The sequence below is a fragment of the Paenibacillus rhizosphaerae genome, assembly GCF_014192015.1.
In the GTDB taxonomy this organism is placed as follows: Bacteria; Bacillota; Bacilli; order Paenibacillales; family Paenibacillaceae; genus Paenibacillus_AQ; species Paenibacillus_AQ rhizosphaerae.
This window is the reverse complement of sequence record NZ_JACHXJ010000002.1, coordinates 518,695-540,082: the sequence shown is the minus strand read 5'-3', so window position 1 is coordinate 540,082 and position 21,388 is coordinate 518,695. Positions and strand designations below refer to the sequence as shown.

Annotated in this window: 23 protein-coding genes; 5 read left to right on the top strand and 18 right to left on the bottom strand. The window is 52.6% G+C overall.

The genetic code is table 11. The annotated features are described in order from the left end of the window. Positions 1–84: 84 nt before the first annotated feature. On the top strand, positions 85–237 hold the full coding sequence (gene mciZ / locus FHS19_RS11020) for a Z-ring formation inhibitor MciZ (protein ID WP_183581897.1): 153 nt from the start codon (positions 85–87) through the stop codon (positions 235–237). A gap of 158 nt (positions 238–395) precedes the next feature. Beyond that, positions 396–1,616 carry a tetratricopeptide repeat protein gene (locus tag FHS19_RS11015; RefSeq protein ID WP_183581896.1) on the top strand — a complete coding sequence of 407 codons (1,221 nt, stop codon included), beginning with the start codon at positions 396–398 and terminating at the stop codon, positions 1,614–1,616. 124 nt (positions 1,617–1,740) lie between these two features. Here FHS19_RS11015 and FHS19_RS11010 read toward each other — a convergent pair whose 3' ends face one another. After that, positions 1,741–2,865 carry a tripeptidase T gene (locus FHS19_RS11010; protein WP_183581895.1) on the bottom strand — a complete coding sequence of 375 codons (1,125 nt, stop codon included), beginning with the start codon at positions 2,863–2,865 and terminating at the stop codon, positions 1,741–1,743. Between the two features lie 97 nt (positions 2,866–2,962). Here FHS19_RS11010 and prli42 point away from each other — a divergent pair, with 97 nt between their 5' ends. Further along, a complete protein-coding gene (gene prli42 / locus FHS19_RS11005; RefSeq protein ID WP_105444651.1) occupies positions 2,963–3,064 on the top strand; it encodes a stressosome-associated protein Prli42 in 102 nt (33 codons plus the stop codon). Here prli42 and lipB read toward each other — a convergent pair. From lipB to lpdA, 5 genes are all read right to left on the bottom strand, one after another. Then, positions 3,050–3,772, bottom strand: coding sequence for a lipoyl(octanoyl) transferase LipB (gene lipB, locus FHS19_RS11000; protein WP_183581894.1), 723 nt, complete (start codon positions 3,770–3,772; stop codon positions 3,050–3,052). The two genes, prli42 and lipB, sit on opposite strands and share 15 nt — an antisense overlap. 50 nt (positions 3,773–3,822) lie before the next feature. Further along, the gene (locus tag FHS19_RS10995; RefSeq protein WP_183581893.1) at positions 3,823–5,199 is read right to left on the bottom strand and encodes a dihydrolipoamide acetyltransferase family protein; all 1,377 of its coding nucleotides are present in this window, start codon (positions 5,197–5,199) and stop codon (positions 3,823–3,825) included. 25 nt (positions 5,200–5,224) lie between these two features. Then, a complete protein-coding gene (locus FHS19_RS10990; RefSeq protein WP_183581892.1) occupies positions 5,225–6,211 on the bottom strand; it encodes an alpha-ketoacid dehydrogenase subunit beta in 987 nt (328 codons plus the stop codon). Further along, complete coding sequence (locus FHS19_RS10985; protein ID WP_183581891.1) at positions 6,211–7,242, bottom strand: thiamine pyrophosphate-dependent dehydrogenase E1 component subunit alpha; 1,032 nt, start codon at positions 7,240–7,242, stop codon at positions 6,211–6,213. Before FHS19_RS10985 ends, FHS19_RS10990 begins: the two co-directional genes overlap by 1 nt. A 137-nt stretch (positions 7,243–7,379) precedes the next feature. Then, the gene (gene lpdA, locus FHS19_RS10980; RefSeq protein WP_183581890.1) at positions 7,380–8,801 is read right to left on the bottom strand and encodes a dihydrolipoyl dehydrogenase; all 1,422 of its coding nucleotides are present in this window, start codon (positions 8,799–8,801) and stop codon (positions 7,380–7,382) included. 215 nt (positions 8,802–9,016) lie between these two features. Between lpdA and FHS19_RS10975 the strand changes: the two genes are divergently transcribed. Continuing rightward, entirely contained in the window at positions 9,017–9,316 is a 300-nt protein-coding gene (locus FHS19_RS10975) for a DUF2627 domain-containing protein (protein WP_076170032.1), read from the top strand. A 45-nt stretch (positions 9,317–9,361) separates the two neighbouring features. Here the strand turns inward: FHS19_RS10975 and FHS19_RS10970 are convergent, their stop codons facing one another. Both FHS19_RS10970 and FHS19_RS10965 read right to left on the bottom strand, forming a co-directional pair. After that, on the bottom strand, positions 9,362–9,688 hold the full coding sequence (locus FHS19_RS10970; protein ID WP_183581889.1) for a hypothetical protein: 327 nt from the start codon (positions 9,686–9,688) through the stop codon (positions 9,362–9,364). Between the two features lie 125 nt (positions 9,689–9,813). Beyond that, positions 9,814–10,026, bottom strand: a complete 213-nt coding sequence (locus FHS19_RS10965) for a hypothetical protein (RefSeq protein WP_183581888.1) — start codon at positions 10,024–10,026, stop codon at positions 9,814–9,816. Positions 10,027–10,224: 198 nt separating this feature from the next. Here FHS19_RS10965 and FHS19_RS10960 point away from each other — a divergent pair, with 198 nt between their 5' ends. Continuing rightward, positions 10,225–10,830, top strand: coding sequence for a thymidine kinase (locus tag FHS19_RS10960; RefSeq protein ID WP_183581887.1), 606 nt, complete (start codon positions 10,225–10,227; stop codon positions 10,828–10,830). A gap of 68 nt (positions 10,831–10,898) precedes the next feature. Here the strand turns inward: FHS19_RS10960 and FHS19_RS10955 are convergent, their stop codons facing one another. The 10 genes from FHS19_RS10955 to dxs form a co-directional block, all read right to left on the bottom strand. Then, positions 10,899–11,111: a DUF3006 domain-containing protein gene (locus FHS19_RS10955; protein ID WP_183581886.1), complete on the bottom strand. Its 213-nt coding sequence runs from the start codon at positions 11,109–11,111 to the stop codon at positions 10,899–10,901. Positions 11,112–11,116: 5 nt separating this feature from the next. Next, the gene (locus FHS19_RS10950) at positions 11,117–12,022 is read right to left on the bottom strand and encodes a ComEC/Rec2 family competence protein (protein ID WP_312887198.1); all 906 of its coding nucleotides are present in this window, start codon (positions 12,020–12,022) and stop codon (positions 11,117–11,119) included. Between the two features lie 47 nt (positions 12,023–12,069). Then, complete coding sequence (locus FHS19_RS10945) at positions 12,070–12,909, bottom strand: stalk domain-containing protein (RefSeq protein ID WP_183581885.1); 840 nt, start codon at positions 12,907–12,909, stop codon at positions 12,070–12,072. 285 nt (positions 12,910–13,194) lie between these two features. Then, positions 13,195–13,998: a sporulation transcription factor Spo0A gene (gene spo0A, locus FHS19_RS10940; protein WP_183581884.1), complete on the bottom strand. Its 804-nt coding sequence runs from the start codon at positions 13,996–13,998 to the stop codon at positions 13,195–13,197. Between the two features lie 184 nt (positions 13,999–14,182). Beyond that, complete coding sequence (gene spoIVB, locus FHS19_RS10935; protein ID WP_183581883.1) at positions 14,183–15,508, bottom strand: SpoIVB peptidase; 1,326 nt, start codon at positions 15,506–15,508, stop codon at positions 14,183–14,185. A gap of 103 nt (positions 15,509–15,611) precedes the next feature. Then, positions 15,612–17,348 (bottom strand): DNA repair protein RecN, encoded by a 1,737-nt coding sequence (gene recN / locus FHS19_RS10930; protein WP_183581882.1) that lies wholly within the window; start codon positions 17,346–17,348, stop codon positions 15,612–15,614. Between the two features lie 42 nt (positions 17,349–17,390). Next, a complete protein-coding gene (gene ahrC, locus FHS19_RS10925; RefSeq protein WP_183581881.1) occupies positions 17,391–17,840 on the bottom strand; it encodes a transcriptional regulator AhrC/ArgR in 450 nt (149 codons plus the stop codon). 30 nt (positions 17,841–17,870) lie between these two features. After that, positions 17,871–18,353: a hypothetical protein gene (locus tag FHS19_RS10920; RefSeq protein ID WP_183581880.1), complete on the bottom strand. Its 483-nt coding sequence runs from the start codon at positions 18,351–18,353 to the stop codon at positions 17,871–17,873. Positions 18,354–18,541: 188 nt separating this feature from the next. Further along, the gene (locus FHS19_RS10915; RefSeq protein WP_183581879.1) at positions 18,542–19,399 is read right to left on the bottom strand and encodes a TlyA family RNA methyltransferase; all 858 of its coding nucleotides are present in this window, start codon (positions 19,397–19,399) and stop codon (positions 18,542–18,544) included. 36 nt (positions 19,400–19,435) lie between these two features. Then, positions 19,436–21,343 carry a 1-deoxy-D-xylulose-5-phosphate synthase gene (gene dxs / locus FHS19_RS10910; protein ID WP_183581878.1) on the bottom strand — a complete coding sequence of 636 codons (1,908 nt, stop codon included), beginning with the start codon at positions 21,341–21,343 and terminating at the stop codon, positions 19,436–19,438. Positions 21,344–21,388 lie beyond the last annotated feature (45 nt).

Below are 21,388 nucleotides of genomic sequence, written 5' to 3'. Positions count from 1 at the left end.
AGTTAAAAGCTAGCATTTTTGGCCATGATGACACATATGGTCTTATTATAACAAACTTCACCCCAAGGAAAGAGGGATCCCTTCATGAAAAGTTACCATACTGCGCACTCGGTCCATATGGTAGGACGGGCCTGGCAGATTAAAATCATGCTCCGCCAAATGCAGAAGGAATGGGGCCCCGACACGCCGCTGCAGCACATTTTGCAATCGCTCGGGGCCACCCGTCGGGATCATTAAGGGACGGTGAATCGTTGTCCTTTAATATCCCCCGTCATGCCCCGGTATTTTCAGACTCGAGCTGAAACCGACAAGAGATTTAAATTTTCAAACATTTTTTTTGCATTCTCACCAACTATTCACTCACCAGGTTGTTCTATATATTGGAGGGTACAATTATGACCAAAGATGATTTGATGATGCTGCTGCAAGCATACCCGAATTCCCCGTCCCTGCATTTTAAGCTGGGATTATGGTATAAATCGCGCGGACATAACAGCGAGGCGATGACGCACATTCGGACGGCCCTGACGTATGCAAGCGAAGACTCCGGAAGTTTGCCCCATGCTGAAAGCTTTAACGAAGCGCAGGGATGGCTCGAGTACGGAAGACTCCTGTACGCATGCAGCCGTACCGAGGAAGCCGAAGATGCCTTCCACCGAGCGATCATTCTCGGACAGCATCATCGGAAAATGCTTGCGGAATGGGGAGCTCTGCTCTTTGACGCCGGAAAGACAGACGCGGAAATATGCCGGCGGCTGCTGGAAATGGCCCGGATCTCCGATACGACCGAACTGCAGGTTGGCCAAACCCTGGCGGATCTGGGTGCGTACGAAGAAGCCTGCAGCATCCTAAACCGTTATACGAATGACGTACGGTTCAATGAGTCCGTTCAACTCATTTATATTTTGTGCCTTATTCACACCCATCAATTCAAGGAAGCGCACGCGCGGCTCACGCAGCGTACGATGGATCCGGACAAGGTCGTGGTGAAGTCAGCTTCGCATTCCGTTACCGCGTCCCAAGCGGCATATTTGTGCTGCCGTGTGCTTCAGGGAAACCGGGGGTTATCCGAATTGTCCAGGTTTAACAGGCTGGAGACAGCTAAATCCGCGATCGTGCTCGGCATGGTGGACATCGGCATGTCCCTTCAGCCCGAACCTTCGTTCCATGAATCCAGCGAATTGATCTATACTCTGTACCGGCAGGGCTATGTGGAACAGGCGAAAACGCTCCTGAACAAGCTGGAAGGAATCCCGACCTACGAGAGAAGTCAGAGCTCGCTCGATCTTTGCTTTATTGCCGCCGAAATGCTGTATGATCAAGGTGACTTCGGGAAAGCAGCGCAGCTGTTCGAGTCGATCTATGCAACGGATCCGTCCCATTCCTTGTCACGGTTTGCGGCCGCCTCCTGCTTCTTGGAGGAGACACGCACCTCATTGGATCATAGACAGGAACGTCAAGTGATCGGGAGCGACCTGTATTTTCAAATTGACGAATATTTGACAAATATCACCTTGGCCCAGCAAATTATCCAATCGACCGGCTGGCATACAGTATGGACCCCCGCACAGCGCAGAAATCATCCTGCCGCGGATCGCCAGCGTTATGTTCACTAGCTGCGAATCTTCCCGTTAAAAAAGATAAGCCCAGCAAAAAAGCTGTTCCAGAGCGGTTTGCCGCATGCATGGAACAGCCTCTTTGTGCAGCCCTGGACTTGACTGCTATATAGGGTTGAAGCTTTTATTTGACGGTTTCCTGAATGATGCTGAGCACCATTTCAGCCGCTTTGACCATATCCTCCGCGCGAATCCGTTCCTTCGTCGTATGTATGTCCTCATAGCCGATGGCCAGATTCACCGTAGGAACTCCGAGCCCGTTGAAAATGTTGGCGTCGCTGCCGCCGCCCGAACGGAACACTCTTCCGCTCAGACCCAGGCGCTCAATCGCACGTTTGGCCAAGCTCACCACAGAATCGTTTTCGTTAAAATTAAACGCAGGATACACAATTTCGCTCCGGAACTCACACTGGGCGCCAAACTCACGGACGGTCGTTTCGAGCGCCTCCCGCATATGGGCGATCTGCTGATCGACCTTATCTTGAACAATGCTGCGCGCTTCGGCGTCAAGCTGGACAAAATCGCACACCACATTGGTCGCTCCGCCACCGGAAAATTTACCGATGTTTGCTGTCGTCTCCTGGTCCAGCCGGCCCAGCTTCATCCGCGACACCGCTTTGGAGGCGACCTGAATGGCGCTGATTCCATCTTCCGGATTCACACCGGCATGCGCCGATTTGCCATAAATCTTCATTTGGATTTTAGCCTGGGTTGGTGCCGCAACGGCGATCGATCCGACCTCTCCATTGGAATCGAGAGCAAATCCAAGTTCTGCGTCCAGATGCTGCGGATCCATCGAACGTGCTCCCAGCAGTCCGGATTCCTCACCGACGGTAATCACGAATTGGATCTGTCCATGGGGAAGCTGCTGCTCCTGGATAACGCGGATCGTCTCCAGCAGAACAGCCAGGCCCGCCTTATCGTCCGACCCCAGGATCGTCGTCCCGTCGCTGCGGATCCAGCCGTCTTCGCCTAAGGTAGGCTTGATCCCTTTACCCGGGGCTACGGTATCCATGTGGCAGGTGAACAATAGCTTTGGAGCTTCCGCGCCGCCTTCCCCCTTCCAGGTTACGATCAGGTTGCCGGCGCCATGTCCGGTTTTGGCCTGGGAATCGTCTTCAACGACATCCAGTCCAAGCTGTGTAAATTTCTGTTTGAGCAGCGCAGCGATCTCCGCTTCATGGCCCGTCTCGCTGTCCACCTGAACCAGTTCCATAAACTCCTGTATCAAACGGTCTTGTTTAATCAATGGACTTTCCTCTCCTTCGGCGTTAAGTTACAATAGTACATAGGTTGTCCCGGCTCGAAATCGAGCCTTCCATAAATGATGAATAAAGGAGCTATTTATGCAACGAAAAAAATGGTTTCGCGTGTTCGTATACCTCATGCTCATTGCCATGGTCGGATCCGTCGTATTTGGACTCGTCGAGTCCTTAATAGCCCGCTGATTTCAGCGGGCTTTCCTCTTCCCCTTGGGCTGAAACGGCCTCAACAAATCCGAATACCTCGGTAAAAAACGGAACGATCTCCTCCGCTACCTGCTCGACCGTGATCGGCTTTCCAATGCAGTCCTCCAAAGAAGTGACGCCATACTCCTGAATTCCGCACGGAATAATGCCCTGAAAGCCTTCGTTTTGAATGCCGGACGTAATATTAAACGCAAATCCGTGGCTGGTCACGAACCCTCTTTGGTGTTTGCACTTGTTGAATTTGACCCCGATGGCGCAAATTTTCAGGTCGCCTACCCAGACACCTGTATACTCGGGTTTGCGGCCTGCCTCAATTCCGTAATGCGCCAGGTAATTGATGATGACCTGCTCCAGATTTCGCAAATAACCATGCAGATCCAGTCCTTCCTTGCCCGCCAGCAGCAGCAGCGGATAGCCGACCAGCTGTCCCGGACCATGATAGGTGATGTCGCCGCCGCGGTCGATTTCGAACAGCCCGATGCCCTGCTGCTTCAGCTGTTCTTTGCTGAGCAAGAGATGCTCCGGATGCCGCTGCGATCCAATCGTATACGTCGGTGGATGCTGCAAGAGCAGCAGGGTCTCCTGCTGCTCTCCAAGGTCTATGCGGCTGACGATGCTCTTCTGCAAATCCCAGGCCGCACCGTAATCCATCATCGGCGTATAGGATACTTCAAGTTTGGTTGTCATGACTGCTTCACGCCCTTTCAGATGATGACCAATCTTTCAGAGACTTTCCATTAGTAAACTTTAGTATCCAGCGTATAACCCTCTACGTTTTCCTTCACGCGCTGCAGGAAGCGTCCGCAGATGACACCGTCCAAAATCCGGTGGTCCAGCGACAGGCAGATGTTCGCCATCGAACGGACGGCGATCATGTCGTTGATCACGACAGGCCGCTTCACGATCGATTCGAAGGTCAGGATGGCCGCTTGCGGATAGTTGATAATCGGATAAGACAGGATCGAACCGAACGACCCGGTATTATTCACCGTAAAGGTGCCGCCCTGCATATCCTCCAGCTTGAGCTTTCCCTGACGCGTTTTGGTTGCCAGCTCTTCGATTTCCCGGGCGAGGCCGGCAATGTTTTTCTGATCAGCCCGTTGAATAACCGGCGTCATGACAGAATCTTCCGTTCCGACGGCCAGAGAAATGTTAATGTCCCGTTTCACGATGATTTTGTTGACTGCCCAGACCGAGTTCATGATCGGGTATTCCTTGATCGCGTTGACCACGGCCTTCAGAAGAAACGCCAGATAGGTTAAATTATAGCCCTCTCTGCGCTTAAATTCATCCTTCAATTTGTTGCGCAGCAGCACCAGGTTGGTCACGTCGACCTCGATCATCGTCCAGGCATGCGGAATTTCCGACACGCTTTGGCGCATGTTCGTCGCAATGGCGTTGCGGATCGGGGTGACGTCGATCATCGTCTCGGCGCGCCCGTTCTGATCCTCGATTTCCACAGCCGGAATACGCGGCGACTCGGTCATATGCAGACCCGACTGCCGGCTGGATGCCGGCGGAACCGGGATATACTGCTCCGGACGGACCGCAGGATTGGCATGCGGCAGTCCTGCGAACGGAGAATGAACCTCTTTCTTCGCCGGAGCTTCGGCAGCCCGGCCGGTTTCCGCAGCCGCACCGCCGTTTTCGATATAAGCAAGGACATCCTTGCGGGTAATCCGTCCACCCATGCCCGTTCCCTGGACGGCGCTCAGGTTCACGCCATGCTCGGCGGCCAGGCTTTGCACCGCAGGTGAATACCGGCCGCGCATCGACTGGTCTCCAGAGGCTTCCGCCTGTACTGGGGCCGATGTAGTACGCGGCTCCGCCTGCGGCCGTTCCTCCGCCGGAGCTCCCGCAGCGCCTGCCGCCGCAATGCGGCATATAACCTCGCCGACGGCAACGGTCTGGCCTTCCTCGGCGACCCATTCTCCCATAATCCCGTCCACCGTGGACGGAATTTCCGCGTTGACCTTATCGGTGATGACCTCACAGATTGGCTCATACTGTTCCACCTTATCGCCAGGCTGCTTCAGCCATTTGGCGATGGTGGCGGACACGAGAGATTCTGCCAGCTGCGGCATCACCATATCGGCAAACTTTTGATTTGACATATTTTCACCCCTTCATACGCAATTCTCAATAATCCGCCAATTCGTGCATGGCTTGCTTGACCTTGTCCTTGCTCAGCATAAAGAACTTCTCCATCGGCGGACTGATCGGCATGGCCGGTACGTCCGGACCGCACAGCCGCTTGATCGGCGCATCCAGATCGAACAGGCATTCTTCCGAAATGATGGCGGACACCTCGGCGCCCACGCCGCCCGTTTTGTTGTCCTCGTGCACAATTAGCACCTTGCCGGTTTTGCGGACCGCCTCAATGATGGCGTCACGGTCCAGCGGCTGCAGGGAGCGCAGATCCAGAATATGAGCCGAAATGCCTTCTTCTTTCTCCAGCTCTTCGGCGGCCTGAAGACAGAAGTGCAGCGGCATGCTGTAGCCGATGACCGTAATGTCGGTTCCCTCGCGCAGCACGTTGGCTTTGCCGATCGGTACAGTATAGTCGTCCAAAGGCACGTCGCCCTTGATCATGCGGTAGCATTTTTTATTTTCAAAAAACAGCACCGGGTCCGGATCATTGATCGCAGCCTTCAGCAGACCTTTCGCGTCATAGGCTGTAAAAGGTGCCACGATTTTCAAGCCGGGGGTGCCGAAGAAGATCGATTCCGGGCATTGGGAATGGTATAACCCCCCGAAAATGCCTCCGCCGATCGGCGCACGAACGACGACCGGACAGCTCCAGTCGTTGTTGGAACGATAACGGATTTTCGCGGCCTCACTAATAATCTGGTTCGTTGCCGGCAGCATGAAGTCGGAATACTGCATTTCCGCGATCGGCTTCATGCCGACCATGGCCGCGCCGATCGCAACGCCGGCAATGGCGGATTCCGCCAGCGGCGTGTCGATGACCCGCTCTTCGCCGAACTGATCCTGCAGGCCTTTGGTTGTCGTGAACACGCCGCCTTTAACGCCGACATCCTCGCCGAGCACAAACACGTTTTCGTCTTTTTCCATTTCTTCTTTCATCGCCAGACGAATCGCATCGATATATTCCATTTCGGCCATTAGTATACCCCCTCTTCACTATCGCCCGCATACACATGCTTCAGCGTGTCCTCGGGTTTCGGGAACGGAGCATTGTCGGCCGATTCGGTGGCTTCCTTGATCTCAAGAGCCAACTGCGCTTGCAAGTCAGAATCCTTTTCTTCATCCCAAATGCCGCAGCTGATCAAATATTGTTTGAAACGGACAATGCCGTCCTTTTTCCAGTTCTCTTCTACTTCCTCTTTGGTCCGGTACGCCAAGTCGTTATCCGAGGTGGAGTGCGGAGACAGGCGGTACATCAAGGCTTCGATCAGTGTGGGTCCTTCGCCGCGGACAGCGCGTTCACGCGCTTCCTTCACGGCTTTGTAGACCGCGAGCGCATCGTTGCCGTCCACTCGAATGCCCGGAAACCCATAGCCGAGCGCCCGGTCGCTGACTTTGCCGCTGATCTGCTTATGAAGCGGAACCGAAATGGCATACTGGTTGTTTTCGCACATAAAAATCACAGGCAGCTTATGTACGCCAGCAAAGTTGGCTCCCTCGTGAAAGTCCCCCTGATTGCTCGAGCCTTCGCCAAAGGTGACAAACGAAACGATATCCTGTTTTCTCATCTTGGCGGACAAGGCAACGCCTACGGCGTGGGGCACTTGGGTCGTGACGGGGCTTGAGCCCGTTACAATCCGCAGCCGCTTGCTGCCAAAGTGTCCGGGCATTTGCCGCCCGCCGCTGTTCGGATCCTCAGCCTTCGCAAAAGCCGACAGCATCAGCTCGCGTGGCGTCATTCCAACCGACATCACAAAAGCATAGTCGCGATAATAAGGTAAAAAGTAGTCCTTTTCCCGGTCCAGCGCAAACGCCGCGGCTGCCTGAGCCGTCTCCTGGCCGATTCCCGATACGTGAAAGTTAATCTTGCCAGCCCGCTGCAGCAGCAGGTTACGCTCGTCAAATTTGCGCCCGAGCAGCATATATTTGTACATGTCGATGACTTGGCCGTTGGTGAGTCCAAGCTGCTCATGCTCATGTGGCGTGTGAACAGTACCCTGATCATTCATGGGAGGTACCTCCTTATTTTAGAGCCTGCAGTCTTCTGTCCCTGATCTACTATTAAAACCTGGTACTAAGACTTGGCTTAACCCTATTATAATCATAACTGCGGCGAAAAGAAAAGAACCGATTCTAAATTTTGGTCTTACATTCCGATGGATTTGCCGTCTACAGCCAGCATCGCCTCTCCCAAAATTTCCGAAAGCGTCGGGTGCGGATGCACCATTTGTCCGATCTCCCATGGGGTTGCATTCAGAAACTGGGCCAAAGCCGCCTCGCTGATCAGGTCGGTCGCATGGGCTCCGATCATTTGCACGCCTAAAATATCGTTCGTCTTAGGATCAGCTACTACTTTTACGAATCCTTCCTTGCTCCCCTGCACCAATGCCTTCCCAATAGCCTGGAACGGGAATTTGCCGACCTTAATCTCGAATCCGCGGCTGCGTGCTTCCTTCTCGGTGATGCCGACGCTGGCCACTTCAGGTCTTGTGTACACGCATCTTGGAATCAGATCCGCATCTGCCGGGTGAACGTTTTCTCCCGCTAAATGGTTGACGGCCGCGATCCCTTCATGGCTTGCCGCATGGGCGAGCTGCAGTCCGCCAATCACGTCGCCGATGGCATAAATATGCGATTCTCCAGTTTGGTAGTATTCGTTAACCGCTATGAAACCGCGTTCCACCCGGACATCCGTATTCTCCAGACCGATGTTTTCTACATTCGCCTGGCGGCCGATCGATACGAGCAGCTTGTCCGCTTGGAGCCGTTCGGTCTTTTCCCCGACCCGCACATCGATGTGCACCTGTTGATCCGCTGCTTCGTAAGTCTCCGTCTGCAGCTGGGCCCCGGTAACAATTTTGACACCCCGGCGCGTGAGCGACTTCTGAAGCTCCCGGGCAACCTCTTCATCTTCTGCAGGAAGAAGCTGGCCGGCCGCCTCCACGACGGTGACCTCCACGCCGAAATCGTTCAGCATTGAAGCCCATTCGACGCCGATCACGCCGCCGCCGACGATGACGATAGACTTCGGAAGCTCCTCCATTCGAAGTGCCTCGTCGCTGGTCAGAATATGAACGCCATCGGCTTCAAGTCCAGGCAGCACTCTTGGACGGGAACCTGTAGCGATGATCAAATGGGTTGGAACCACCGTCTCCATCTCCCCATCCGCCAGCTCCACGGCAACCGCGCCGCTTTTCGGCGAAAAAATGGAAGGACCGATGACGCGCCCTTTTCCATGTACCACCTGAATTTTATTTTTGCGCATCAGGTATTGAACCCCTTGGTGCAGTTGATCTACGATAGCTTCCTTTCGCGCCTGAACCTTTGGAAATTTGAGAGCGGCCCCCGCTGTTTCGATGCCGTAGCTCTCGCTTTCTTTGATCTCCGCGTATACTTCCGCGCTCCGCAGCAAAGACTTACTTGGAATGCAGCCGCGGTGCAGGCATGTTCCTCCAAGCTTGTCCGCTTCGATAATAACGACTTCCTTGCCCAGCTGAGCTGCCCGGATCGCGGCCACATACCCGCCGGTACCGCCGCCCAGAACGGCTACGTCACATGATATTGTCATTGTCCATCCCTCATCTTAACAAGTTTATAATGAAACCATTTGGCGCATAACTTATTACAAGTCGTATCCGGAGCGTGATGAACTCCATCGCCCTTATATTGTACTCGGTTTTCACCCCATTACAAAATGTTATCACATGTCCGGAAATAGACAAAGATTCGCTGGACAAGTTATGATATAGTGGACTAAAACAGGCCAACAGGAAGGGATTCTTCATGAAACTGATTATTTCCCGCTTTATCGCCATCCTGATCCTCGTCATTCCGGGACTGGCGGCAATGACAGGATTTTTATTTATGAAAGATGCGGTATTCGAATATTATTCGCTCCATGGCGATGCGAGCGTCGCCCATCCGTCGTTCGCATGGGGACATTTTGTTCTCGGCCTGCTCCTGTTCGTGGCAGGGATGAGCTTTCTCGGCGGCTGGATTCTGTTCCGGGACCGCAAACGAAACTATGTAGGGCCACGGTTCAAGGAGAAGCGCAAGCCCAAACCGCCTGTACAATCTTCATAATGATTCCAAGACCAGGAATCAAACAAAGAACCCCGGACTGCAGGTTTATCTCAGAACGGGGTTTTGTTGTTGGTCCGAATCTTGATCGGTTTCGCTAGCGATGATGTCAAGGACGATGTCCTCCTCCACCAATCCGTACTCCGGATTCCCCAGCACCGGAAGATTCGTCAGCGTTCTGCTCGTTAAGACAACCTTTAGCTCGTTATCCCGGTTGTAAAGCACGGACTCGACCACAAAGAAATTGTTCAATATTCCCGCAATGACGGCGATTTGCTGCGGGCTCAATTTTGGCGGGGGCACGCCGGCTTTGGCATACTTTACAACCGGCTTTGCCGGCTTGCGCCGTTTCTTATTATCAGTGGACCGGTTCACCCAATCACCCCGCTACAATGTATTATTCCTCTCACATTAGGATATAGCGGAGGGTGCGAATTGGTGTATCCTAATTTGCCGCGAAAGCTGCAACAAGCAACTAAACATGAACCGGACCGGATAAATTATTCGTACAGCGCCTCTCTCAGCTTGGTGGACATCCGGGATTCCTTTGACGAAGATTTCAGCTGCGTCAGCCGCAGTTTATGGTTTTGCTGAACCGCTTCTTCGAGATCCGCGAGCAGACTGCCGACCAGTTCTTCCACTTGCGGATCCTTACCGAGCTCTGCTGTCAGTTCAGCAATCCTGGCTTTGTAAGCTTCTATTTTTTCCTGCATGATGCGTCTCCTCCAAATGCTCATTCGATCCTGTTTACATTAACCATACCACGGCCAAACACCTGCACGCCACTTTCCGTTATTTTTGTAGCCATGTCCGTTTTAATTGTGGTACTCTATAAAAGTCGCAATTTTTCGTGTTTTGTCGTCATATAGAACATGAACGGGTTACGCTAACGGGAAAGGAGCAGGCTGAACGTGAATAAAGGACGGATTACCGTAATTACGGGACCCATGTTTAGCGAAAAATCGGGTGAACTTATCCGCCGATGCCAAAAACTGATCCAGTACGGGCGGAAAAAGCTGGTGGCTTACAAACCTGAAGAGGATCAGCGCTATGCGAAGGACGAAATTGTCAGCCGGATCGGATACCGGCTGCCAGCCATCTCCATTCCGCGGCAGTTGACCGCTGACATGACCGCCAAAATATTAGCGGAAACCGCTGACGCGGATGTAGTTGCTTTTGACGAAGTTCAGTTCTTCAGCAAACCGATCCTCGGTCTGGTGGAAGAGCTGGCATACAGCGGGAAGCATGTCATCGTGGACGGACTGAATCTGGACTATCGGGGAAAAGAATTCGGCTACATAGGCGGACTGCTGGCCATGGCCGACGACATCCAGCTGCTGACCGCCTTCTGTGCGGTATGCGGCAGCCCGGAAGCCGTGTTTACCCAGCGGATTGTCAACGGCCACCCCGCCCCGCTGGGCTCGGTCATCATGATCGGGGATTCCGATGATTACGAGCCCCGGTGCCGGTGCTGTTTTGTTCCACCGCACAAGGTCAGCGCCAAAGGAAGCGCCTGATCACATAAAAAAACTCTTCGCGATGATGAGCGTGATTTGTTCCGCACATCATCCGGCGAAGAGTTTTTTTATGACCCCCAAACATCGTCCATCAGCTTTTTAATCTCGTCCGTACGCCGTTTGGTTGCAGCCGGATCGGTCACCCATTTTCCTTCCTTTAGTTCTACAGCGTCTCCCGCCTTCACTTTAGGATCCACTTGTTCACGGGGAACGGCCTGGATGTTACCGTCCACTTCAATTCGGCAATAAGGTCCTTCAAAGCTTTCGACATATCCCGTCATCGTTCTCACCTTTCCGTTCGGAATGTAACCTTCTGCCCATTCGACTCCGCTTCAATCGTTCCCTGAAGATCGTTGCGGTATACCTTGACGCCCTGCTGCTTCAGCCGGTTAAGAATGACGCTTTTCGGATGTCCGTATGTATTGCCTTCACCTACCTGTATGACCGCATACTTCGGACGAACCCGTTTGAGAAAGGCGAGCGTAGTCGACGACTTGGAACCGTGATGCCCCACCAGCATGACATCCGCCTGCAGGTCCGATCCGGCATCCAGCATATCCCGTTCGCTGTCCGACTCCGCGTCACCGGTCAACAGAAACGAAGTGCGGCCATACGTTATTTTCACCACGGCGCTCATGTTATTGGAGTCGTCATAACTTTTGCGGGGCGCCAGCATATCGACATGAACCTGATCGTCCATCTCCCAGGAGATTCCAGCCTTCGCCGTTTGTACCTTCAGTTTTGCGTTCTTTACGGCACGCAGTACGGATTCAAACGTTTTCGTATTAGCCTGTGCTTTTGGCATATAAATGCTGCCTACCGGGATATGGTTAATGACCGCATCCAATCCGCCGATATGGTCGGCATCGGGGTGTGTTCCGATGACCGTATCCAGCTTGGTGATGCCGTACTGCTCCATGAATTGCAGCATCAGCTCTTCTTTGTCATTGTTTTTGGCATCAATCAGCATCGTTTTACCGGAAGGGGAAATAATAAGCTGAGAAGCTCCCTGCCCTACGTCAAGAAAAACGACCCGAAGGTTTCCCCCGCTGGTGCTCGCTGGGGCGCTGTTGTTCTCCGGTGCCGCCGGTGTGATCTCCAGACTGCATCCGTTCAGGATCAGCAAAGCCGTGATGACGCTTGTCAGCAGTAAAGTGGTTATCTTGGATGTCTTCATCATCGTTCCTTTCACGGCTGTAGCCTTTACAAGTTAGTAATAACTGCCAGTACGTTATCATATCACGAACCGTACTCGGGGTACAAGGCAAACTGGGCATCACCCGCCTGAAGAAGGCCGTTTTTATACGTGTAGCTTAAGGTTAAATCGCCGATAAATTCAGCAGGGGACACCTGCACGGCCGTAGTCGCTTTCAGGGTATTCCCCTCCAGGGTATAAGTCATAATACTCCCGATCCCCGGCGGATTCTTTACAGGGCCGGACTGCAGTTTGGAGATGGGGATGACCGTCGGCTCGCCGCGAATATCGATCTCGATTTGCTTGTCCGTCACTTGACTGCCGAACTGCTTTAAAAACGCCGTATAGGCATCCTCAACAGGTATGGGATCCGCTGTTTCGGCATACACGAGTGGATTGGATGTATATACCCCGGTTCCATATCCTGTTGTTAAAATGATAACGATATCCTTTTTGCCGTCACCCGTTAGATCGGCCCTTTCGATGATCGGAGCATATCCCGGATTGTTCACATTGTACCCCGGGATATGACGGCTGAAAGTCTGAGTTTTCAGTGTCAAATTTTCATAGGTTCCTGATTCGCTGGCATCTCCGCTGATTTGTATCGTCTGATCGTCGGACTGTGCAAAGGATACCTGTTTCTTATCATCAATATGAACCGTATTGGCCTGGCTGTCATAAGTGACTTGTTTGCCAAAAAGCTTCCCGAAGGTTGGCAAGGGTATCATCACCTCATCATCTATGTGAACGGGTGAGGCTTCCGTCACCCACTCGGTTCCGTTGTGCATCACTTTGATGGGGTCCGGTTTTGCCATGACCATAATTGACGTTGCCGACAACACCATCGCAGCTGCGGTGGCAATGATCCATCCTTTAGCTTTCAATGTTAAACTCCTTCCCGTATTCGCCCAGCAAGTTTTCCAATTTCTGATAATATTTCAAGTGTAAATTTAATCAGGCTTGATATCCAGATAAAACTTTGTAACTAAATCGAATGACTTCAAGAAAAATGCAAAACTTGGTCCAATCTATGTATTATTACCCTTTTTTTATGAGATCAGTAAGTAGGGGTACTTTTACGGTAAGATGGATCTTCCTTATATAAAAAAAACGCCATACTATGATCATCGTCATAGTATGGCGTATTCTTTAGGGTCATGCTATTCCTTTCACGACACCTTATGCTCAATGCGCAGCTTGTCGGCCACCATCGCGATAAATTCGCTGTTGGTCGGCTTCGATTTGCTGATGTTGATGGTGTAACCGAACAGATGGCTGATGGAATCGATGTTGCCGCGCGTCCAAGCCACTTCAATCGCATGACGGATCGCCCGCTCGACCCGTGATGGCGTCGTTTTGAATTTTTCGGCGATCGCCGGATACAGCGTTTTGGTAATGGCACCGAGGATTTCGATGTTGTTGTACACCATCGTGATCGCTTCGCGCAAATATTGGTAACCTTTGATATGGGCCGGAACGCCGATCTCATGAATGATGGACGTAATATTGGCGTCAAGGTTTTTCCCTTTCGCCATCGGAACCACATTGGATTTGGTCGTCGATACCGTCATACTGCCTGTCGTGATATGCTGCTGTCCCACGAGCTGACGAATACGGCTGGCTAGAACCTCCATGTCAAACGGCTTAAGAATGTAGTAAGAAGCACCGAGTTGTACCGCTCTTTGGGTGATGTTCTCCTGGCCGAAAGCAGTCAGCATAATGATTTTAGGCTGTGGGGACAGATTCATCTCGCGTAGTCTTTCGAGAACGCCCAATCCGTCCAGATGCGGCATAATAATGTCCAAAATCAGTACGTCCGGTATTTTTCTCGATTCACTGATCATATTTAGCACTTCCTCGCCATTATAGGCGATTCCCGTTACCATCATATCGTCTTGCTCGGTAATATATTCCGCAAGCAAATTCGTGAATTCCCGGTTGTCATCCGCCAACAATACCTCTATTTTTTGCACTGGCTGCTTCCTCCTTAGAATCGTATTCCCTTATTTTTCTGCAGAGATAAGTTTTCGACACCCAGCATTAAATTCCTTCTGTCGAAAATTATTTTTGTTTATTTTTTTACCACATTGAATTATAATTAATATTTTTATCCATTATTCCAACTTTTTCGCGTTGAAACGACAAAAAGTCTTAAGGCTACACGGCCTTAAGACTTTTTTGAGTACTTTCCGATTGAGGGAGAACTCCGGAATCCTGAAGCATCCACTCGATGAAGCAACCGTAACCTGAGCGTGGATCGTTAACAAACACGTGGGTAACGGCGCCTACCAATTTGCCGTCCTGCACAATGGGGCTTCCGCTCATCCCTTGGACGATCCCGCCAGTCTTCTCCAGCAGCCGCTGATCGGTAATCCGGATAACCAGCCCTTTGGTGGCCGGCGATTCCTGCTTCGCCACGTGTACAATATTGACCTTGAACCGTTCGACCTGCTGTCCATCCACCACAGTCAAAATTTCGGCCGGACCTTCTTTAACCTCTTGAGCGAATGCTACCGGGATGCCTTCTTTATACAAGCTGTGCTCCGGATTTTGATTCATCTTGCCGAAGATTCCGAAATGGGTGTTGCGCTCAATATTACCGAGAATTTTACTTTCCTTGAGAAAATGCGCCCTCTTCTCACCAGGTTCGCCATCTTGGCTCTTGGATATCGAAGTTACACTGGACTGCAAAATTTCACCGCTGCCGACGGAAATCGGCGTTTGCGTGTTCATATCCGTTATGACATGTCCCAGTGCCCCGTAAACGCCTTGATCGGGAGCATAGAAGGTTAATGTTCCGACGCCTGCGGCTGAGTCACGAATATACAGTCCTAATCGCCACACCCTGTCTTCCAGATCATATGCAGGGGACAGCTTCGTGCTCATCTCTTTGTTTCCGCGTTTGAATTTGATTTCGACCGGTCGCTTGCTTTTGCCTGCCTCTTCGACTACTTTGGCAACTTTTGCGACGTCGTCCATCGGGATCCCGTTCATATGGGTCATTAAATCACCCAGCTGGATGCCGGCATTCTCACCAGGGGACACCTTTGTATCTGCATCCACGCTGACCAGATGATGCCCGACGACCAATATGCCCGCCGATTTCACCTTGACCCCGATGGTTTGTCCACCCGGTATGACCTTGAGTCCGGGAACGACGTGAATCTGAACGGTTTTAAAAGGGATGGTACCGAATAATTTCAAGGTTACTTTCGCCATTCCGCTGTGCTGCGGTGTCAGCTGCAATGGACGGCCGGGGGTCACTTTGGCAGTTACGGCAGAACCGTTGAGATGCAGAACGCCCGGATGGTCGACGGTAGCTTGCGCCGTCACCGGCATGGAGAGCGCTTGTGCCGTTCCCGCAAACATCCTGATTTCATTCGGGATGGCGGCCAGGCTTTGTACCGGCTCTGTTGTTCCTAAAAAACAAAGAAAGAAGGCAATGAAAAGACCGAGCATTTTATTCCTGAGGCTGGAGTTCAATGGCTGTCACGCTCCCTTTTGCTTCTTTCGCTTGACGAAAGGTGGTCGCCAATTGCGTACCTTTAAGATTACCCCGCCTCTAGGCTTTTATTACTGTCAATCATTACTCTGGTGCGGATTTGACGGCTTTCCGCTCGTCCGCCAGCTTCAGCATTTCTTGGGCATGATGGAGCGTTTTTTTCGTGATTTCCACCCCGCCAAGCATCCGGGCCAGCTCCTCAACCCTGCCCTTCGTCGACAGTTCTTCCACGCGCGTCATTGTACGCCCTTCATCCACGTTCTTTTCGATTAAATACTGATGATCCGCCATGCAGGCCACTTGTGGAAGATGGGTAATCGAAAACACCTGGCAGGTTTCAGCCAGCTTGTTCAGCTTCTCGGCGATGGATTGTGCCGCTCTTCCGCTGACCCCCGTGTCCACTTCATCAAAGATCAGGACCGGAATGCGGTCATGGCGGGCAAAGATGCTCTTCATCGCCAGCATCATCCGGGACAGCTCACCGCCTGATGCGATTTTGCTGAGCGGCCGCAGCGGCTCACCCGGGTTCGGGGATATCATAAACTCGGCGGTATCAAGTCCTTGTCTGGTAAGCCGGATCTTCCGGCCGTCGACCTCGATCCCCCGCGGATCATCAAGCCGCTCCAGACGGACTTCCAGCGACGTTCGTTCCATATGAAGGTCCTTCAGCTCGGCCTCGACCTGTCTGGCGAGATCCGCAGCACACTGCTCCCTCGCTTCGCTTAGCTCTAGGGCGGATTCAATCAGTCCGTTCAGCAGTCCTTCCCTTTGGGATTTGAGCTGCTCCAGACGCTCATCCTTGTTCTCCAGCAGGCTCGTTTCCTGCAGGATTGATTCATAATAGGCCAGAATCTGCTCCACGCTGTCCCCGTATTTACGGCGGAGTGTGGAAATGAGATCCAAACGCTGCTCCACCTCTTCCAGCCGCTCAGGGTTAAACTCAACCTGATCCCGATAATCCCGGAGCTGGAAAGCGGCGTCCTCCAGCTGGTAAAAGGCGGACTGCAGCTGCTCAAGTACCGGCCTCAGACCTTTCTCATCGTACTTCATGACGTCTTCCAGCCGGGAAATGGCCGTGCTGATCACGCTGATTCCCTGATGCCCGTTCAGCAGCTCATAGGATCCCGAGACCGCATCCATCATTTTCTCGCTATGGGATAGCTTGACCCTTTCTTCGCCCAACCATTCATCTTCTCCGGATTTTAATGAAGCGGCCGAAATTTCTTCCAGTTGGAAACGATAGAGGTCGAGCATTTGATAAGCTTTCTGGCTGGATTCCATCAGCTCCCGCAGCTCCTTCTCCACTTTGGAGAACGCCGCATAGCGCTCCTGATATTCCCGTTTGATGGGCCCGATGAGCGTATCCCCGTAAGTATCCAGCAAGCTGAGATGCCTGTCTGCTCGCAAAAGGTTCTGATGCTCATGTTGGCCATGAATGTTGACCAACTGCTCGCCGACTTCCCGCAGCATCGTCAAATTAACGAGCTGCCCGTTGATTCTTGACGTGCTCTTTCCCTGAGACGTCAGCTCCCTGCGGATGATTAAATGCTCTTCATGGCTTCCTCCGACACCGATCTTGGCCAAGGCCTCCCACACCGGATGGCCTTCCTGCAGCTCGAACATCGCTTCAATCTCCGCCTTGTCGCAGCCGTAGCGGATCAAGTCAGCCGAGCCCCTTCCTCCGGCAATCAGTCCCAAGGCATCGATAATGATGGATTTCCCGGCACCGGTCTCCCCGGTCAGCACGTGAAAGCCGGGATGAAAATGGACGTCGACGGATTCAACGACCGCCAAGTTTCGGATACTCAATGTTAAAAGCATGATAAAAAGCGCACCTCCGCTAAGGCAAATCTATGATTTGTACTATGAAATAAAGCTGTTGATCATCTGGACCAGCCGTTCGCTGTCCTCATTCGTCCGGCAAATGATCAGCGCCGTATCATCGCCGCAGATCGTTCCCATGATTTCATTCCATTCCATATTATCCAGCAGGACGGCAACGGCATTGGCCGTTCCCGGCAGGCACTTCATGACGACCAGGTTGTTCGTGTAATCGATGTGCACGAAATTGTCCACAAGCGCGCGTTTAAGCTTCTGAATCGGGTTGTAGCGCTGATCCGTCGGCAGTGAATATTTATACCTGCCGTCATCCATCGGCACCTTAATCAGGAGCAGTTCTTTGATGTCCCTGGACACGGTTGCCTGTGTCACCTGAAAACCCGCTTGACGCAGAGCCTCCACCAGCTCGTCCTGGGTCTCGATCTCCTGCTGGGTGATAATCTCGCGTATTTTAATATGGCGTTGTCCTTTCATAGTGGCCTCCCAAATGTTAGTTGCTCATATTTAATCATCATAACCATTCCAGTCCTCTTCATCCCAATCAAAATGAATACGCCGGATTTCCCCTTCGTCAGCATCGACGAAGAGCACGCCGCCTGAGCCCGGGTACAGCAGAAAATAGGGCAGCAGACGGTCGCGCAGACCGGATCCGGTCCATTCCAGGGGCAGACGCCTTCTGGCGACTTTCACAAGGTACAATACCTCTTCATCGTCCCTCACGACATAATCGATAAACAGGCGACTGTGATACTCCTCCCCGTCCGCCTCAAACAGCAGCGGGATCTTGATTTTGCCGCCGATCACTTCATAGCCTGCCTCCTCCAGCAAATCTACCGCGGGATGGTCATGTATCTGTTCGTTAATCGGCATTTCCGGAACACGGGCAGGCAGAGGGTTAAACAGCCAAGATCTCAGACCGTAAACGATCCAAACGATCAGGAGCACGGCGATCAGCACCATGACCAGCAAGTCTGCACGTCCCTCCATCCTCATCACCTCGCCTTGGTATTCGCGGAAATGCGGAAAAATCCCTTTTTTAAATGTATAAAAATCCGTTTTTTGAATGTATAAACGCATATAAACAAGCTCATTATAACCCAAACAAACGTTCTCATCAATGTTAATTCGAAAGTTTTTATTTCAGTATAAGGAAGTTTTGTCCCTACAAAAAGAACTCATCCCTTGGATGAGTTCCCTGTAAACGTATGGCGTGCTTGCGCAACTACATCAGAAACCAAAGTCTGCAGCTCTGCTCCGGCCATTGGTTGTCCTGCGGCTTCCGATGAGCTCGCGGGCACATGCCAATGAGCGAGAAATTCGATGTTCCCCTCACCTCCGGTAATCGGCGAGAACGTCAGTCCTCTTAGCATAAAGCCCAACTCCGCGGCAAAAGACAGCACATTCATCAGCACCTCGCGGTGAACCTCAGGTTCCCGGACAACGCCGGACTTTCCGACCTTCTCCCTGCCGGCTTCAAACTGCGGCTTAATCAGCGCAGCCACGTCGGCAGGTTTGTTCAGGAGCGCCATTAGCGGGGGCAGGATGATGCGCAGCGAAATGAAGGATACATCGATGCTGGCAAAATCCGGGGCAGGTCCTTTCAGATCCTCGGGCGTCATGTAACGGAAGTTCGTCCGTTCCATCACGCATACCCGCTCGTCGTTTCGCAGCGACCAATCCAGCTGATTGTATCCTACATCAATGGCATACACATAGCCGGCCCCGTTCTGAAGGGCGCAATCGGTAAAGCCCCCGGTGGAAGACCCGATATCCAGCATCGTTCTGCCGGTCAGCTCGATCCTGAAGGTTCGGAGCGCCTTCTCCAGCTTCAGACCCCCGCGGCTGACATACGGATGTACCGCTCCCTTGACCCTAAGCGGCGTATCGCGCGGAATTTTCGTTCCCGCCTTTTCGACCCGTTCTTCTGCGGCCAAGACCAGACCGGCCATAATCGCCGCCTTGGCTTTTTCCCGGCTCTCGTAAAAGCCCTGCTCAACGAGCAGGACATCGATTCGTTCTTTAGGCAAATTCATCGTTATCTCCTGACTGCACGGCGATTTCGGCGTCCATTAGGAAGGGAACTGGGTTTTGCCGATCTCGAACGGATGCAGGGACATCAGTTTCTTGATTTCGCCAACCACGCCTGCTGCCGTTAGACCGGTCTCCTCCCGCTGCTCCTTCACGCTGCCATGCTCGATAAAGCGGTCGGGCACACCCATCAAGGACACTTTCGTGTCAAATATATGTTTCGAAGCATAAAACTCTAGTACGGCGCTGCCCAAGCTGCCCGCTTCGCTCGCTTCTTCAAGCACCACCATATTCGTGCGGCTCTCGGCAAGCTCCAGCAGCATTTCTTCATCCAGCGGCTTCATAAACCGGGCGTTGACCACCTGCAGATGAATTCCCTCCCGTTTCAGCTGGTCTGCTGCCTCAAGCGCAACCTGAACCATCGGGCCGCAGGCTAAGACGGCATATCCTTCGCCTTCACGGACGGTTTCCCATTTGCCGATCGGAATCGGCACAAGCTCTTCGTCCATATGAACCCCCAGACCGTTGATCCGCGGGTAGCGGTAAGCAATCGGTCCGTCGTTATACTCCAGGGCGGTTTTCATCATATGTCTCAGCTCGTTTTCATCCTTTGGCATCATCATGACCATGTTCGGAATGTGGCGCATAAACGCGATGTCGAACACGCCCTGATGCGTCTCCCCGTCATCCCCTACGAAACCTGCACGGTCGATGGCGAACATGACGTTGGCATTGTGCCGGCAAATATCGTGAACGATCTGGTCATACGCACGCTGCATGAAGGTGGAATACACGGCGAACACCGGCTTCATGCCCTCCATCGCCAACGCAGCGCACATCGTCGCCGCATGCTGCTCCGCAATGCCGACGTCGATCATACGGTCCGGGAACCGTTCGCTGAACGGAATGAGCCCGGAACCTTTGGGCATTGCAGGCGTGACGGCGATGATGCGGGGATCCTGTTCTCCCAATTCGATCAGCGTCTTGCCGAATACGTCGGTGTACATCGGATTTCCAACCGATTTGAGCACTTGGCCAGATTCGATTTTGTACGGTGTAATTCCGTGCCATTTATATGAATCCGCTTCTGCGGGTTTATATCCTTTGCCTTTGGTGGTGAGCACATGCACGAATACCGGTCCGCGCACGTTGTCGGCCTGCTTGAACGTTTCGATCAGCTTGTGGATATCATGGCCGTCCACCGGTCCGAGATAGGTTAAGCCCAGCTCTTCGAACAGCACGCCGGGAACCATCATGTATTTGAGGCTTTCCTTCAGCCTGGATCCGGTCTTCGCCAGCATGCCGCCGATCGCCGGGATTTTCTTCAGCATCATCTCAAGCTCGTCTTTTGCACGCAAATAATGGCGGTCCGAGCGGATTTTGCTCAAATAGTTATGCATGGCGCCGACGTTCGGCGCAATCGACATTTCGTTGTCGTTCAGAATGACCATCAGGTCCTTCTGTTCATGTCCGATATGGTTCAAGGCTTCGAAAGCCATGCCGCCGGTGAGCGCACCGTCCCCGATCATGGCGATGACTTTGTTGTTTTCCCCTTTTAAGTCCCGGGCCACGGCCATGCCGATCGCCGCGGACAGAGAGGTGCTGCTGTGCCCGGCTTCCCAGACGTCATGCTCGCTTTCTCTGCGTTTGACAAAGCCGCACATCCCCTTGTATTTCCGCAGCGTATCAAACTGATCCATCCGGCCCGTCAGCATCTTGTGAACGTAGGCCTGATGTCCTACATCGAAAATAAATTTATCGCGCGGGCTGTTGTAGCAATAGTGCAGGGCCAGCGTGAGTTCCACCACTCCCAGATTTGATGCGAGATGCCCCCCGGTGACCGACAGCTTCTCAATCAGAAATTGACGGATTTCGGCCGCCAGAGAAGTGAGCTCGTCAACCGATAGTGATTTCAATTGTCCTGGCTCGTTAATTTGTGGAAGCAGCACGGCAATCTCCCCGCTTTCCTTCGTAATTAGTGATATGGTTATCCA

Coding starts and splice junctions, on each gene's coding strand:
- lipB (WP_183581894.1), bottom strand. CDS start 3,772: ATGACAACCAAACTTGAAGTATCCTATACGCCGATGATGGATTACGGT.
- FHS19_RS10920 (WP_183581880.1), bottom strand. CDS start 18,353: ATGGAGGGACGTGCAGACTTGCTGGTCATGGTGCTGATCGCCGTGCTC.
- ahrC (WP_183581881.1), bottom strand. CDS start 17,840: ATGAAAGGACAACGCCATATTAAAATACGCGAGATTATCACCCAGCAG.
- FHS19_RS10995 (WP_183581893.1), bottom strand. CDS start 5,199: ATGTCAAATCAAAAGTTTGCCGATATGGTGATGCCGCAGCTGGCAGAA.
- lpdA (WP_183581890.1), bottom strand. CDS start 8,801: ATGACAATATCATGTGACGTAGCCGTTCTGGGCGGCGGTACCGGCGGG.
- FHS19_RS11015 (WP_183581896.1), top strand. CDS start 396: ATGACCAAAGATGATTTGATGATGCTGCTGCAAGCATACCCGAATTCC.
- prli42 (WP_105444651.1), top strand. CDS start 2,963: ATGCAACGAAAAAAATGGTTTCGCGTGTTCGTATACCTCATGCTCATT.
- FHS19_RS10975 (WP_076170032.1), top strand. CDS start 9,017: ATGAAACTGATTATTTCCCGCTTTATCGCCATCCTGATCCTCGTCATT.
- recN (WP_183581882.1), bottom strand. CDS start 17,348: ATGCTTTTAACATTGAGTATCCGAAACTTGGCGGTCGTTGAATCCGTC.
- FHS19_RS10965 (WP_183581888.1), bottom strand. CDS start 10,026: ATGCAGGAAAAAATAGAAGCTTACAAAGCCAGGATTGCTGAACTGACA.
- FHS19_RS10915 (WP_183581879.1), bottom strand. CDS start 19,399: ATGAATTTGCCTAAAGAACGAATCGATGTCCTGCTCGTTGAGCAGGGC.
- FHS19_RS10955 (WP_183581886.1), bottom strand. CDS start 11,111: ATGACGGGATATGTCGAAAGCTTTGAAGGACCTTATTGCCGAATTGAA.
- FHS19_RS10990 (WP_183581892.1), bottom strand. CDS start 6,211: ATGGCCGAAATGGAATATATCGATGCGATTCGTCTGGCGATGAAAGAA.
- mciZ (WP_183581897.1), top strand. CDS start 85: ATGAAAAGTTACCATACTGCGCACTCGGTCCATATGGTAGGACGGGCC.
- FHS19_RS10985 (WP_183581891.1), bottom strand. CDS start 7,242: ATGAATGATCAGGGTACTGTTCACACGCCACATGAGCATGAGCAGCTT.